Annotated in this window: 16 protein-coding genes; 10 read left to right on the top strand and 6 right to left on the bottom strand. The window is 50.5% G+C overall.

What is annotated here, in order from left to right:
- The first annotated feature begins 128 nt into the window (after nucleotides 1–128).
- From ydfG to ydfZ, 3 genes are all read left to right on the top strand, one after another.
- Nucleotides 129–875: a bifunctional NADP-dependent 3-hydroxy acid dehydrogenase/3-hydroxypropionate dehydrogenase YdfG gene (ydfG, locus tag BZK41_RS08445; RefSeq protein WP_079937858.1), complete on the top strand. Its 747-nt coding sequence runs from the start codon at nucleotides 129–131 to the stop codon at nucleotides 873–875.
- 86 nt (nucleotides 876–961) lie between these two features.
- Nucleotides 962–1,648, top strand: coding sequence for a GntR family transcriptional regulator (locus tag BZK41_RS08440; protein WP_003032396.1), 687 nt, complete (start codon nucleotides 962–964; stop codon nucleotides 1,646–1,648).
- A 191-nt stretch (nucleotides 1,649–1,839) separates the two neighbouring features.
- Nucleotides 1,840–2,043, top strand: coding sequence for a putative selenium delivery protein YdfZ (gene ydfZ, locus BZK41_RS08435; protein ID WP_079937857.1), 204 nt, complete (start codon nucleotides 1,840–1,842; stop codon nucleotides 2,041–2,043).
- Between the two features lie 75 nt (nucleotides 2,044–2,118).
- Here ydfZ and BZK41_RS08430 read toward each other — a convergent pair whose 3' ends face one another.
- The 5 genes from BZK41_RS08430 to BZK41_RS08410 form a co-directional block, all read right to left on the bottom strand.
- Nucleotides 2,119–3,585 carry a mannitol dehydrogenase family protein gene (locus tag BZK41_RS08430; protein ID WP_079937856.1) on the bottom strand — a complete coding sequence of 489 codons (1,467 nt, stop codon included), beginning with the start codon at nucleotides 3,583–3,585 and terminating at the stop codon, nucleotides 2,119–2,121.
- Between the two features lie 165 nt (nucleotides 3,586–3,750).
- Nucleotides 3,751–5,130 (bottom strand): MFS transporter, encoded by a 1,380-nt coding sequence (locus tag BZK41_RS08425; RefSeq protein WP_048214215.1) that lies wholly within the window; start codon nucleotides 5,128–5,130, stop codon nucleotides 3,751–3,753.
- Between the two features lie 53 nt (nucleotides 5,131–5,183).
- The gene (locus BZK41_RS08420; protein ID WP_079937855.1) at nucleotides 5,184–6,203 is read right to left on the bottom strand and encodes a Zn-dependent oxidoreductase; all 1,020 of its coding nucleotides are present in this window, start codon (nucleotides 6,201–6,203) and stop codon (nucleotides 5,184–5,186) included.
- A 13-nt stretch (nucleotides 6,204–6,216) separates the two neighbouring features.
- Nucleotides 6,217–7,431: a starvation-sensing protein RspA gene (gene rspA, locus BZK41_RS08415; RefSeq protein ID WP_079937854.1), complete on the bottom strand. Its 1,215-nt coding sequence runs from the start codon at nucleotides 7,429–7,431 to the stop codon at nucleotides 6,217–6,219.
- Nucleotides 7,432–7,538: 107 nt separating this feature from the next.
- Nucleotides 7,539–7,865 (bottom strand): YnfA family protein, encoded by a 327-nt coding sequence (locus BZK41_RS08410; protein WP_008784733.1) that lies wholly within the window; start codon nucleotides 7,863–7,865, stop codon nucleotides 7,539–7,541.
- A 153-nt stretch (nucleotides 7,866–8,018) separates the two neighbouring features.
- Between BZK41_RS08410 and BZK41_RS08405 the strand changes: the two genes are divergently transcribed.
- Nucleotides 8,019–8,360: a DUF1283 family protein gene (locus BZK41_RS08405; RefSeq protein ID WP_079937853.1), complete on the top strand. Its 342-nt coding sequence runs from the start codon at nucleotides 8,019–8,021 to the stop codon at nucleotides 8,358–8,360.
- 35 nt (nucleotides 8,361–8,395) lie between these two features.
- Nucleotides 8,396–8,956 carry a spermidine N1-acetyltransferase gene (speG, locus tag BZK41_RS08400; RefSeq protein ID WP_003832900.1) on the top strand — a complete coding sequence of 187 codons (561 nt, stop codon included), beginning with the start codon at nucleotides 8,396–8,398 and terminating at the stop codon, nucleotides 8,954–8,956.
- 6 nt (nucleotides 8,957–8,962) lie between these two features.
- Here the strand turns inward: speG and BZK41_RS08395 are convergent, their stop codons facing one another.
- Complete coding sequence (locus tag BZK41_RS08395) at nucleotides 8,963–9,673, bottom strand: YnfC family lipoprotein (protein ID WP_079937916.1); 711 nt, start codon at nucleotides 9,671–9,673, stop codon at nucleotides 8,963–8,965.
- A 102-nt stretch (nucleotides 9,674–9,775) separates the two neighbouring features.
- Here BZK41_RS08395 and BZK41_RS08390 point away from each other — a divergent pair, with 102 nt between their 5' ends.
- The 5 genes from BZK41_RS08390 (at nucleotide 9,776) to dmsD (ending at nucleotide 14,802) form a co-directional block, all read left to right on the top strand.
- Nucleotides 9,776–10,084 carry a DUF1161 domain-containing protein gene (locus tag BZK41_RS08390; protein WP_139762584.1) on the top strand — a complete coding sequence of 103 codons (309 nt, stop codon included), beginning with the start codon at nucleotides 9,776–9,778 and terminating at the stop codon, nucleotides 10,082–10,084.
- Nucleotides 10,085–10,232: 148 nt separating this feature from the next.
- The gene (gene ynfF, locus BZK41_RS08385; RefSeq protein ID WP_079937851.1) at nucleotides 10,233–12,659 is read left to right on the top strand and encodes a selenate/tellurate reductase subunit YnfF; all 2,427 of its coding nucleotides are present in this window, start codon (nucleotides 10,233–10,235) and stop codon (nucleotides 12,657–12,659) included.
- A gap of 12 nt (nucleotides 12,660–12,671) precedes the next feature.
- Nucleotides 12,672–13,289, top strand: a complete 618-nt coding sequence (gene dmsB / locus BZK41_RS08380; protein ID WP_042308489.1) for a dimethylsulfoxide reductase iron-sulfur subunit DmsB — start codon at nucleotides 12,672–12,674, stop codon at nucleotides 13,287–13,289.
- A 1-nt stretch (nucleotide 13,290) separates the two neighbouring features.
- Nucleotides 13,291–14,145 carry a dimethyl sulfoxide reductase anchor subunit family protein gene (locus tag BZK41_RS08375; protein ID WP_079937850.1) on the top strand — a complete coding sequence of 285 codons (855 nt, stop codon included), beginning with the start codon at nucleotides 13,291–13,293 and terminating at the stop codon, nucleotides 14,143–14,145.
- A 42-nt stretch (nucleotides 14,146–14,187) separates the two neighbouring features.
- On the top strand, nucleotides 14,188–14,802 hold the full coding sequence (gene dmsD, locus BZK41_RS08370) for a Tat proofreading chaperone DmsD (RefSeq protein ID WP_079937849.1): 615 nt from the start codon (nucleotides 14,188–14,190) through the stop codon (nucleotides 14,800–14,802).
- Nucleotides 14,803–14,824: the final 22 nt, after the last annotated feature.

Below are 14,824 nucleotides of genomic sequence, written 5' to 3'. Positions count from 1 at the left end.
CTGAAAACGATTTGTTTACCAGAGTAGACTTCCCGGGAATCAACCGCAATCACGTTACGCAGGAATAGCTCTGAACGGAAATGACGTGCTATGGTAGTACTACATAAAAAGCGTTGAGGAACAGTGAGATGATCGTTTTAGTAACCGGAGCAACCGCAGGTTTTGGTGAGTGCATTACGCGTCGTTTTATTGAGAATGGGCATAAAGTTATTGCCACCGGACGCCGCCAGGAGCGCCTGCAGGAGCTCAAAGATGAGCTGGGTGACCGCCTCTATACCGCGCAACTGGACGTACGTAATCGTGCATCAATCGAAGAAATGATGGACACCTTACCCGCAGAATGGCGCAATATTGATGTTCTGGTCAACAACGCGGGTCTGGCGCTGGGCCTTGAGCCTGCCCACAAGGCCAGCATTGAAGACTGGGAAAATATGATCGACACCAACAACAAAGGGCTTGTTTATATGACACGCGCCGTTCTGCCTGGCATGGTTGAACGCAACCGCGGTCATATTATCAATATCGGCTCTACAGCGGGCAGTTGGCCATACGCTGGCGGTAACGTCTACGGTGCGACTAAAGCGTTCGTGCGCCAGTTTAGCCTGAATTTACGTACTGATTTACACGGCACTGCAATTCGCGTTACCGACATCGAGCCGGGTCTGGTTGGCGGTACGGAATTCTCTAATGTCCGTTTCAAAGGTGATGATGCCAAAGCTGAAAAAGCCTACGAAAATACCACGGCGCTGACCCCGCAAGATGTTACAGAGGCGGTATGGTGGGTGGCTTCTTTACCGACTCATGTCAATATCAATACCCTTGAAATGATGCCTGTCGCGCAGTCTTTTGCCGGACTGAGTATTCATCGTGGCTAATTACTCTGCCCGGCCTTGCGCCGGGTATAGATAGCCTGAAAGAAGTGATAAAATATCCGGGTTAACTCTCTAAAAAGTAAGAATGAATGACCGTAGAAACGCAGCTCAACCCTACACAGCCAGTAAATCAACAGATTTACCGTATTCTTCGCCGTGATATCGTGCATTGCCTGATTGCACCCGGTACACCGCTGTCGGAGAAAGAGGTTTCCGTACGCTTTAATGTGTCACGCCAGCCGGTACGAGAAGCATTCATCAAACTGGCCGAGAACGGCCTGATTCAGATCCGTCCGCAGCGTGGCAGCTATGTGAACAAGATTTCGCTGTCGCAGGTGCAAAACGGCTGTTTTGTTCGCCAGGCAATTGAATGTGCCGTTGTACGCCGTGCCGCATCGCTGATCAACGATCAACAGTGCTACCAGCTTGAACAGAATTTGCATCAGCAGCGCATCGCAATTGACCGAAAACAGATCAATGATTTCTTCCAGCTTGATGATGAGTTTCATCAGAAACTGGCTTTAATCGCCGAGTGCCAACTCGCCTGGGATACCGTTGAGAATATAAAGGCCACAATTGACCGCGTTCGTTATATGAGCCTGGATCATATTTCCCCGCCTGAAATGCTGTTACGTCAGCATCACGATATTTTTGCCGCCCTTGAGAAGCACGATGGCGATGCGGTCGAGCGCGCAATGATGCTCCATCTCCAGGAAATTGGTGAGTCCGTTCAGCTCATCCGCCAGGAAAATAGCGACTGGTTCAGCGAAGATTAATACTACGCTCACCTCACACCGGGGTGAGTTTCTCCTGCATTTTCCCCTCTTCCGCATAACTGCATAAAAAAAGCTGTGATTTTGATCGAAAACAAAAAAAATCATTAACGAGAAGCGTATTTATATTGCGCCCGTTACGTGGGACTAAAAGCCCACGGGCTTTGACGGTAAGTTGGAAAGGAGAAAACACCATGAAAACATACGATCGTAACCGTAACGCAATCACCACTGGCAGCCGCGTCATGATCAGCGACACCGGACTCACAGGCCGCATTACAGCGATAGATACCGATGGCCTGACCGCTGAGCAGATCCGCCGCGGGAAAACAGTGGTAATCGAAGGATGTGAAGGAAAATACGCCCCCCTCGAGCTGATTCGTTTAGGCATGAACTGATTGGTGTGAATGCCAGAAAACACAGCGCCATCTGGCCCGTTGAAAGCCAGATGGCGACATAAAACATATTCTTCGTTACTTCAGTTTTTCTGCATACTTCGCAACTGTAGACTTCGCCCCTTCAGCCAGTAAAGCAAGATACGCTTGTGTGACCTGACGGTTGAACAGCTCAACCTGCGGCAGTTCGCGACCAAAAATAGCATCAATTGCCAGCAGCGCCTGAACGCGCTCTTCGCCCTCGTTACTGCTACGCACTGCATTCTGGATCACCGGCAACAGTGGATCGCTAATTTCAATCGCCTGGCCCTGTTCATCCACACCACCTACGTAACGCATCCAGCCAGCCACACCCAGTGCCAGCAGCGCAAAGTCACTACCGTGAACAATGTGCCAACGAATGGAATCAAGCATACGCTGCGGCAGCTTTTGGCTGCCGTCCATGGCGATCTGCCAGGTACGATGACGGAGCGCCGGATTGCTGTAGCGCTCAATTAACAGATCGGCATAACGCTGTAAATCAACACCTTTTACTTTCAGCGTAGGGGCTTGTTCCTGCAACATCAGCGCACGGGCAGCAAGACGATAATTTTCATCGCCCATGCAATCATTAATATGCTGATATCCCGCCAGATAACCAAGATACGCAAGGAAGGAATGGCTGCCGTTGAGCATACGCAGTTTCATCTCTTCAAATGGAATGACATCAGCCACCAGCTCAGCACCGGCTTTCTCCCATTCAGGGCGACCGGCGACAAAGTTATCTTCAATTACCCACTGGCGGAACGGTTCACATGCAACGCCTGCCGGGTCGCGTACGCCGGTGATATGTTCAATTTTGTCCAGCGTCTCTTGCGTAACAGCTGGGACAATGCGGTCAACCATTGTTGATGGGAATGTCACATGTTGTTCGATCCACGCGGCCAGTTCCATATCCACCGCTCGGGCATATGCAGTGACAACATTGCGCATCACATGACCGTTTTCTGGCATGTTATCGCAGGACATCACGGTGAAGGCGGCTAAACCCGCAGCTTTGCGACGCGCCAGGGCTTCAACCACCACGCCCGGCGCAGTTTTTGGCTGTTTGGAGTTTTGCAGATCGGCTGCAATCATTGGGTTGTCTAACATCAGTTGGCCGGTCGCCGGAGAATGGCAGTATCCTTTCTCGGTGATGGTCAGGGAAACGATCGCAACCTGCGGTTCACACATCGCTGCCAGTACGCTTTCCAGACCATCAACCTGCGCATGCAATGCGTTTTTCACCACGCCCACGACTCTCGCAGTCCAGGCATCAGCAGACATCTCTGCAACGGTATACAGATTATCTTGCTGTTTCAGATCGAAAATCTGCTGCTCGCCGCCAATCAGGTTCACTTCGCAGTAGCCCCAGTCACTGCCATGATCGGCGGCCAGAATGTCTGCGTAAACACCCTGATGTGCGCGGTGAAACGCGCCAAACCCCAGATGAACAATACGCGGAACCAGTTTTGAACGATCGTAGTCAGGAAGTGCAGCCTTTGCCGCTAAGAGCTTATTTTGCATGGTATGGCCTACTTATAAATGAAATCAGGACTGTTCCAGAGTAACGCCTGTATGGTTGTATGTTTTGATTTGCATTAAGCTTTTTATGATTGGTATGACATCATGCAAAGCTGTGTAATAGCATGGGCAGCGTACGAGTACATCCGCCCATGCTACTGTCTGGTATCAGCTTGTCTGAGTCACCGAGCAACGAACCTTCTCGGCTTTATTCACCTCGGCAGCATCCTCAAGCACGCTCAGGTCGCGATCTTTCACTTCTGGCATCAGCAACGCGGAAATCAGACCAATCAGTGAATAAGCAATGACCATCACCAGAATTGGCCACCAGGAATTAGTCATGTTGCAGAAAATACCCGCCAGAACCGGACCAAAACCAACGGCAACTAACCCGCCCGCCTCTTTTGAAATCGCCATTCGCGTAAACCGGTTACGCGCACCGAACATTTCCGCCATGGTTATATTTTCGAGAGCAAATAACCCCAATACGGCAAAGTTATGAATAACAATCAGTGCCGTCATAATGACACCCGGGCTATACGTTTTATCCACTACAATTGACAGCATCGGGTAAGCCAAAATAATTGCTGAGATATTCAGGATAATATAAGGCAAACGTCGACCAAATTTATCAGACAACCAACCAAGCAACGGTATTGTAATAAAGCCTAACACCGAACTGATCATTAAGGCATCAGTGGGTATAGATTTATCAAATAACAGCGTCTGCACTAAATAACCGGCAAGGAAGGTTTGAATTAATCCTGAATTACCCGCTTGTCCAAAACGTAGGCCGGTTGCCAGCCAGAAAGATTTACTGGTAAACATCGCCCCCAGCGTATTTTCTGACGAATTATTTAATGCCGGAGCATTTTCTTCATCATTTACTTTCTCAAATACCGGGCTTTCTTTGAGATTCATACGCAACCAGATGGCAAAGATCATCACCACGACACTCGCCAGGAACGGAATGCGCCAACCCCAGGCTAATAACTCCTCACGGTCGAGCGCAAAGAACATCACCGCCCAGATGGCCGTTGCGCTAAGGGTTCCACAGTTGGTTCCCATGGCAACAAGTGAGGAAATAATGCCACGTTTACCTTTTGGTGCGTACTCAGCAAGCATCGTGCCTGCGCCCGAGATTTCAGCTCCTGCACCAAGCCCTTGCACGATACGCAGCGTCACCAGTAGCACAGGCGCAAAGATACCAATTTGTGCATATGTTGGCAGCACACCAATTAAGGTCGTACAAATTCCCATCATCGTAATGGTAATAAACAGCACTTTTTTACGGCCGATGCTGTCTCCCATTTTGCCAAATATAAATGCGCCAACGATACGAGCAATATATCCTGCACCGTATGTGCCCATCGCTAAAATAAGCGCCATGGCGGCAGACTGTTCCGGGAAAAATATTTCATGGAATACCAGTGCGGCACCCAATGAATATAGCTGAAAATCCATAAATTCGAGCGCAGTCCCCAACCATCCGGATACGGCAGCTCTAACCAGATCTTTCGTGGATCTTTCGTGTTTTTCTTGATTCATATTGGCTATCTCTAAGAGGTAAGATGCGTACCACTTACTCGCAGTTATTTATATTATTCAGTGAATGTGAGTAAGACTTTGCAGCAGTGCTGCTGATCTTTCTCAAACAATTCAATTGCGTCTGTAACGTGGTGATAGTCAAAAGTGTGAGTAATAAGTTGATTAGGATCGATAAGTCCGTTGACCAACCAATCAATCACAACCGGGAATTTGTTCGCATTTAACCTTGAGGAATAAATGGACAGTTCTTTCCCGGTAATGCCTTGTTGAATAATCTGACAAGGATCACTGGAGAAGCCCATCAGAACAATTCGCGCAGCCGGCGATGCAAGCGTGATAGCCTCCTGTAAAATGGATGGATGGCAAGCTGCATCCACGATGATGGTCGGTTTTAGCCCGTTTTCCGCCAGGAACTCTTGCAACGAGTGCTGACTATTATTGATGGCCCAGTCTGCACCGCACTGCTTCGCCATATTCAGGCGTTCATCGATTCTGTCGGCAATCACCACTGTTTTTACTTTATAGACACGTTTAAGCGCCTGTACGGTGGTAAGCCCCATAGGACCCGCGCCATAAATCAGCGCAATATCGTTCTCTGTTGGTTTAATTTGCCCGGTCACGTTTGCGGCGATGGTGAAAGGCTCCACCATAACTGCATGCTCATCAGGCACGGCGTCAGGGATCGTCCAGGCATTTTTCGCCGGCACAACCGCGTACTCGCTGAAACCGCCATCGCGGTGCACGCCCAGAACCACCAGCGATGTACAAACGTTAGGTTTACCAATTGAACAGGGATAACAATGTCCGCAGCTGATGACCGGATCAACGGACACCCGCTCGCCTATTCGCGAATGGTCAACGCCGTCACCCACAGCCTCGATCACGCCATAAAACTCGTGGCCAATCACACGTGGGTATTGCGCAAATGGATTATGACCGCGGTAAATATGGCTGTCTGAACCACAAATTCCTGCCAGTTTCACTTTTACCCTGACCTCACCTGCTGAGGGCTCTGGCACCGGTCGTTCGGCGATAATCAGCGTATTCGGTTTTTCAATCACGATACTTTTCATAGCAAATCACTCCTTACCAGTTCCACAGCGTGCCATCTTCCAGGCGAGCAACAGGCAGATATGCAGGGTCATACGGATATTTCGCCGCCAGTTTTTCGTCAAACTCGATCCCAAGGCCGGGTTTGTCTCCTGGGTGCATATAGCCGTTATCAAAGGTCCAGTTATGCGGGAACACTTCCAGCATCTGCTCGGAATAACCCATATATTCCTGTACGCCGAAGTTCGGCACCCAGAGATCAAAATGTAGCGCAGCGGCCATGCACACAGGCGACAGATCGGAAGGTCCATGTGAACCGGTACGTACTTGATACAACGACGCAAAATCGGCAATCCGGCGCATACCGGTGATACCACCCGCATGGGTGATGGTGGTGCGGATATAGTCGATCAGTTGTTCTTCAATAAGCTGTTTACAGTCCCATATACTGTTGAACACTTCCCCTACCGCTATCGGCGTGACCGTATGCTGGCGGATCAGGCGGAAGCACTCCTGGTTTTCAGCTGGCGTTGGATCTTCCATCCAGAACAAACGGTACTGTTCAATGCTTTTGCCGAAACGGGCCGCTTCAATTGGCGTCAGACGGTGGTGCATATCGTGTAAAAGGTGTTCGTTGAAACCAAACTTGTCACGCACGGCAGCAAACAATTTGGGTGTGAAATCCAGGTATTTCTCCGTTGACCACAACTGCTCTTCCGGCCATTGCCCTTTGGTGGCGGGTTCGTAGGCCAGTCCTTTGCCTTTAGACATACCGTAAGTGGTTTTCATGCCCGGCACGCCGCACTGCACGCGAATGGCTTTAAAGCCCATTTCTTTATGACGCGCATAATCTTCGAGTACGTCATCAACGGTATGGCCTGTGGTGTGGCAGTAGACCATAACCCCTTCACGAGAAGCTCCGCCGAGCAACTGGTACAATGGCATATTCGCCGCTTTCGCTTTGATGTCCCAGAGAGCCATATCCACTGCGGAAATCGCCGACATGGTGACCGGCCCACGACGCCAGTACGCGCCTTTGTAGAAAAACTGCCAGATATCCTCAATACGATGTGCATCACGACCAATAAGCTGCGGACACACGTGATCTTTCAGATACGACGCCACGGACAGCTCGCGTCCATTTAACGTGGCATCTCCCAGCCCGGTGATCCCATCTTCTGTCGTAATTTTCAACGTCACAAAATTACGTCCAGGACAGGTAACAAAAACATCAGCCCCAACAATCTTCATTTCTTATTCCCTACATCTGTTCTTGTGATGCAGGAAATTTACCCAACTGAGCTACTACCATACAAGTATGAAGATCAAAAAAGTGCTGTTTGATCACAAAAAAGGCGCTATGCGCGCCCCCATCCAGCCACAATGATCAACATGCCGCACAACGCCACCAGCGCGCCAGACCAGTCATACAAACTGAGTTTTACACCATCGACAATGCGTAGCCATAGCAGCGCGGTCACCACGTAAACACCGCCATAGGCTGCGTATACGCGCCCGCTGGCTGCCGGGTGCAGTGTCAGCAACCAGACGAATAAAGCCAGTGACACCCCGGCGGGTATCAGCAACCAAGCTGTAGCTCCTCGCTTAAGCCAAAGCCAGGGTAAAAAGCAGCCAATGATTTCGCATAACGCGGTGATGAAAAAAAGGAATGTGGTCTTAAGCATTGATGTTATTCAGTTACCTTCGGTTTAACCATGATACGACAGAATCTCGTTAGCGTATCCATATCCACCGGGTGGGTATGCCCGCAAACTGGAATAGTGTAGAATTTAACCCTGTTTTATCGTTTTTACCCTTTCCCATAAAAGGAATTCACCATGAAAATTACACTGACCAAACGCCTGTGCCTGACGACTATGCTGACGCTGGCTGCGGCTGTGTACACCTCTTCCGCATTTGCTGAAACCAGTAAACTGATCATTGAATCCGGAGACAGTGCGCAAAGTCGTCAACAAGCCGCAATGGAAAAGGAACAATGGAACGATACGCGTCAGCTTCGCCAGAAAGTCAACAAACGTGTAGAGAAAGAGTGGGACAAAACCGACGCTGCCTTCGATAGTCGTGATAAGTGCGAACAGAGCGCTAATATTAATGCGTACTGGGAACCCAACACCCTGCGCTGCCTTGACCGCCGTACTGGCCGCACCGTTGCCCCATAATCATTGCACTTTGAAGGATATTGAAAGGATACGATATGACTAGCGCCCTCAGTGTTAAGTTGCGCCCGCTGGAGCGTGAAGATTTACGATTCGTCCATCAGCTTGATAATAATGCCAGCGTAATGCGTTACTGGTTTGAAGAACCTTACGAAGCGTTTGTTGAGCTGTCAGACCTGTATGACAAACATATCCACGACCAAAGCGAACGTCGCTTCGTGGTGGAGTGCGACGGTGAAAAAGCCGGGCTGGTGGAGCTGGTTGAAATTAACCATGTGCACCGCCGGGCCGAATTTCAGATCATTATTTCGCCGGAGTATCAGGGGAAGGGTCTGGCCTCACGGGCGGCTAAGCTTGCGATGGATTACGGCTTTACCGTACTTAACCTCTATAAGCTGTATTTGATCGTTGATAAAGAGAACGAAAAAGCTATCCACATCTACCGTAAACTCGGCTTTATGGTCGAAGGTGAGCTGATTCATGAATTCTTTATCAACGGCCAATACCGCAACACTATCCGCATGTGCATCTTCCAGCAGCAGTATCTGGCAGAACACAAAACAGCAGGCCCTAACCTGCTGCAACCTACCGCTCAGTAAAGGCGATTAGTAGTAATCGATAGTGTTTTCAATCGAGTAATGATGTTCAACTGCCGGCTTCACGCTCTCGTCAACGATAACGAGCTGGCAGTTGACCGGATTTGCGTATTCATCGTATTTGCACGTTTGTTTGACATTGCCTAACGGATGATTGTTGAGCAGGCTCACCGCGGTGTAATCCAGTTTCTTCAACGGGTCGACCGACGGTTTGGCATCAACCTGTAAGGTATTGTCCTTATTGACGGTTGTTTTACCCAGCGGGTAGCCTTCCGCATCATATCGGTACTGCACCTTCATCTCTTTGCCCGTGGCAGAAACGACAAAACCGTTATCGTCGGTATCCCACACCACACCTGCCGCTGGCAGTTCCGCCAGTTGGCATTTGCCCTGTAAACGGATCCGTTTTTCCAGCGTTTCGGCATCCCGATAGTAGTTCGCATCCAGGACCAGCGCCATGCCGGTATTGTTTTCGATATCGTGCAGTTCAAGCGTATCGAAACACCCTTCCTGTGACAGCGTACCAACAACCCGCTTAGTGACCTCACCTTTATCATTAAGCAGCGTCTGGCTGAAATCTTTCACCGGCCCACGCAGCGGGTCGAAATCAAATTCATTGGAAAAACTGGCCATTTCCGGCGTAAAGGAAACCAGCCCTTTGGCGTTATCACACCCAACCAGCACGACACACAGAAATCCTAACAGGGCCTGTTTCTTCACATTTTTCACCGGAATAAGAAGATAATTCTCAATCATATTAGCAAATACAGTTATTTACACCAGAAATGCTAATCTTAGTCTATGTCGATAACAAAGGAGCTGATGATGAAATACATAACAGGACTGGCCGCGCTCATACTGCTAGCCGCCTCACCGCAGGTTCTGGCGGCCCCGGCGTCATGTGAACGCGTGAAGAGCGATATCGAACAGCGCATCATCAATAATGGCGTCGCAGAGTCCAGCTTTTCGCTGAACATTGTCCCCAACGATCAGGCCGATCAACCTGATTCACTGGTGGTAGGCCATTGTGCAAACGATACGCACAAAATTCTCTATACCCGGACCAACAGCGGCAACGCCCCTGCCAATAGCACCCCAGCCCAAGACGGACACGCCGCCGAACCGCAATAAATCTCCCCCTCCGTACGCGGAGGGGTACTCCTGTTTGATATGCATTAAGATGGCATACCCATAAGGGGGTAAACTCATTCCATTATTAGCATGCTATTAATTTCGTTATAAATATTCATATATAACGATAACTATAATGGAGTGAGTTATGTCGGAAACTGAGCAATATGGAGGCATCAGCCGCAGGACATTAGTGAAATCCTCGGCTATCGGTTCGTTGGCGCTGGCCGCGGGCGGGCTGTCGTTACCTTTTGGCATACGAACTGCAGCAGCAACGGTACAGAACTCAATACACCCCGTTGAAGATAAAGCTGTCTGGAGTTCTTGTACCGTAAACTGCGGCAGCCGTTGTCTTTTACGCCTGCACGTAAAAGATGATGCTGTCTACTGGGTCGAATCTGATACAACGGGGGATGATACCTACGGTAATCACCAGGTTCGTGCCTGCTTGCGCGGTCGTTCGATTCGCCGTCGCATGAATCACCCTGATCGCCTTAAATATCCCATGAAACGTGTAGGCAAACGCGGAGAAGGAAAATTTGAGCGTATCACCTGGGATGAAGCACTGGATACCATTAGCGGTAATTTGAAGCGCATCCTGCAGGATTATGGTAATGAAGCCGTCCACGTACTGTACGGTACAGGTGTAGATGGTGGGAATATTACTAACTCCAATGTCCCCTATCGCTTGATGAATTCATGCGGCGGATATTTGAGTCGCTATGGTAGCTATAGTACCGCACAAATCAGCGCTGCCATGGGTTATATGTTTGGTGCTAACGACGGCAACAGCCCGGACGATATCGCCAATACAAAACTGGTTGTCATGTTTGGCAACAACCCTGCCGAAACCCGCATGAGCGGCGGTGGTGTAACCTGGTATGTTGAGCAAGCCCGCGAACGTTCAAACGCCCGAATGATCGTTATCGATCCTCGTTATAACGATACTGCCGCTGGCCGTGAAGATGAATGGCTTCCTATACGTCCGGGAACTGACGCTGCATTGGCGGCGGCGATTGCATGGGTGTTAATCACCGAAGATCTGATTGATAAACCTTTTCTCGATAAATACTGCGTTGGCTACGACGAAACCACTCTTCCTGCCAGTGCCCCCCGGAATGCGCACTATAAGGCCTATATTCTGGGCGAAGGCTCGGATGGGATCGCCAAAACACCAGAATGGGCTTCGCACATTACCAGCATTCCTGCTGAAAAGATTATCCAGTTGGCACGTGAGATTGGATCGGCGAAACCCGCTTATATCTGCCAGGGTTGGGGGCCGCAACGTCACTCCAACGGTGAACAAACTGCCCGCGCTATTACTATGCTCTCAGTTTTAACAGGCAACGTAGGGATTAATGGCGGTAACTCAGGCATGCGTGAGGGAACCTGGGATCTGGGCGTGGAATGGTTCTCCATGTTAGAAAATCCGGTTAAAACACAGATATCTGTCTTTACCTGGACGGATGCTATCGATCATGGTGCAGAGATGACCGCTACCAAGGACGGTGTTCGCGGCAAAGATAAGCTGGACGTGCCTATCAAGTTTATCTGGTGTTATGCCAGTAATACGCTCATCAATCAGCATGGCAATATCGCGCATACCCATGAAGTCTTGCAGGATGACAGCAAGTGCGAAATGATCGTCGGTATTGAGCATTTTATGACTGCCTCCGCAAAATACTGCGACATCCTGCTGCCTGACCTGATGCCAACCGAACAGGAAGATCTCATCTCACACGAGTCTGCCGGGAACATGGGGTATGTCATCCTTGGTCAACCAGCTACCTCGCCGAAATTTGAACGTAAACCCATTTACTGGACGCTAAGCGAAGTTGCCAAACGTCTTGGCCCGGATGTGTACCAAACGTTCACCGAAGGTCGTACGCAGCAAGAATGGGTGAAATACCTGCATGCCAAAACCAAAGAGCGTAACCCGGAAATGCCGGATTACGAGGAGATGAAAACAACAGGCATATTCAAGAAAAAATGTCCCGAAGAACACTATGTTGCTTTTCGTTCTTTCCGGGAAGATCCCAAGGCTAACCCATTGAAAACGCCATCAGGGAAAATTGAGATTTACTCTGAACGGCTTGCCGCCATCGCAGAAACATGGGAACTCAAAGACGACGAGATTGTTCATCCTCTTCCAGCTTATGCACCAGGCTTTGACGGTTGGGACGATCCTAAACGCAAAACATACCCACTGCAGCTCACAGGGTTCCACTATAAGGCGAGAACCCACTCCAGCTACGGCAATATCGACGTGTTACAGCAGGCTTGCCCGCAGGAAATCTGGATGAACCCCATCGATGCCAATACACGTGGTATTCGTAACGGCGACACGGTAAGGGTGTTTAACAATAATGGTCAGATGCTGATCGCGGCGAAAGTGACACCACGCATTTTGCCAGGCGTCACTGCCATCGGGCAAGGGGCATGGCTCAATGCCGATATGTTCGGCGATCGGATCGATCATGGTGGTTCAATTAACATTCTCACGTCGCATCGACCATCTCCGCTCGCGAAGGGAAACCCATCCCACAGTAATCTCGTTCAGGTTGAAAAGGCTTAAGGTGTAACCCACATGACAACTCAGTATGGATTTTTTATTGATTCCAGCCGTTGCACAGGGTGTAAAACCTGCGAGCTGGCCTGTAAAGACTACAAAGATCTCACGCCTGACGTCAGTTTCCGGCGGATTTACGAATACGCAGGTGGTGACTGGCAGGAAGACAACGGCGTCTGGCACCAGAACGTTTTTGCTTACTATCTCTCTATCTCCTGTAACCACTGCGAAGATCCGGCCTGCACCAAGGTTTGTCCAAGCGGCGCTATGCATAAGCGTGAGGATGGTTTTGTGGTGGTCGATGAAGACGTGTGCATTGGCTGTCGCTACTGTCATATGGCCTGCCCGTACGGTGCGCCACAGTACAATGCTGCGAAAGGACATATGACCAAGTGCGATGGCTGTCATGATCGCGTGGCAGACGGCAAAAAGCCCATCTGCGTCGAGTCCTGTCCGCTGCGTGCGCTGGATTTTGGCCCCATCGACGAACTGCGCAAAAAACATGGTGAACTGGCTGCCGTCGCCCCGCTACCGGGTGCGCACTTCACCAAACCGAGTATTGTGATCAAACCAAACGCCAATTGCCGCCCGACCGGGGATACCACGGGTTTTCTGGCTAATCCAAAGGAGGTGTAAAATGGGAAATGGATGGCATGAATGGCCGCTGGTACTGTTCACGGTGCTGGGCCAGTGCGTAGCCGGGGCGCTGATCGTAAGTGGTTACGGCTGGCTGACCGCTAAGGACGAGCTGGTAAAACAACGTATCGTTCGCAGTATGTTTTTTCTCTGGCTGGTGATGGGCATCGCCTTTCTCGCCTCGGTCATGCATTTAGGTTCGCCGCTGCGCGCGTTTAACTCGCTGAACAGAATTGGCGCATCGGCGCTGAGTAACGAAATTGCCAGCGGTTCACTGTTTTTCGCCGTCGGTGGCCTGTGGTGGCTGGTGGCGTTTCTCGGTAAAATGCCCGCAGCGTTAGGTAAAATCTGGCTGCTGTTGAGCATGCTGCTGGGCCTGGTATTTGTCTTTGCGATGACCAACGTCTACCAGATAGACACCGTCCCAACCTGGTATAACGGCTATACTACACTGGCGTTTTTCATGACGATGCTGCTCAGTGGACCGCTATTTGCCGCTCTGCTGCTGCGTGCTGCAGGTGCTTCTTTTAACGCCGCCAGATTCGCCGGTATCAGCGTATTGGCTCTGCTGGTTACGGTGGCCGTTATTGTGCTGCAGGGACTGTCGCTCGGCGAGATCCACAGTTCGGTACAATCCGCCAGCGCGCTGGTTCCCGACTACGGAAGTTTACAGGTCTGGCGTGTCCTGCTGCTGGCTGCGGGTCTGGGTTGCTGGATATGTCCGTTGATCCGTCGCAAAGGACCGTCCACTGGCGGGTTAGCGCTCGGGTTAACTCTGGTGCTTGCCGGTGAAATCATTGGCCGCGGATTATTTTACGGTTTACATATGACAGTCGGAATGGCTGTCGCAGGTTAACTTTCGGGTGCGGGGCAACCCGCACTGTTCAGGATTGTTTGCATGACCCATTTTTCACAACGTGACAACTTTTCTACCGCAGCGCGTGTGCTCGGCGCGCTGTTTTACTATGCCCCAGACAGTGCAGAAGCTTCGGCACTGGTCAGTGCGTTAACAACCGATGGCTGGCAGGCGCAGTGGCCGCTTGAAAAGACAACGCTTTCGCCGTTAGTCGCACAGTTTCAGGCTGAGGCCGATGAGTCTCTTCCGCAGGCCTGGCAACGTCTGTTTGTTGGCCCTTATGCGCTTCCTTCTCCGCCCTGGGGGTCCGTCTGGCTGGATCGTGAAAACGTATTATTTGGCGACTCCACGCTGGCATTACGTCAGTGGATGCGGGACAACGGCATCCAGTTTGCCATGCAGCAAAATGAGCCAGAAGATCACTTTGGTTCGCTGCTGTTACTGACAGCCTGGCTTGCTGAGAACGAACGCCACACCGAGTGCGAGCAATTGTTGGCCTGGCATCTGTTCCCATGGTCATCGCGCTTCCTTAATGTGTTTATCGAAAAAGCCGATCACCCGTTCTACCTGGCGCTGGGTGAGTTGGCGCGTCTGACGCTGGCACAGTGGCAATCACAGTTACTGATCCCGGTAGCCGATAAGCCTTTGTTCCGTTAATTTCGTCACAGGCAGGACGCGT

The sequence above is a fragment of the Citrobacter sp. A316 genome (assembly GCF_002042945.1).
Taxonomy (GTDB): Bacteria; Pseudomonadota; Gammaproteobacteria; order Enterobacterales; family Enterobacteriaceae; genus Citrobacter; species Citrobacter portucalensis.
This window is presented reverse-complemented; position numbering and strand designations above follow the sequence as displayed.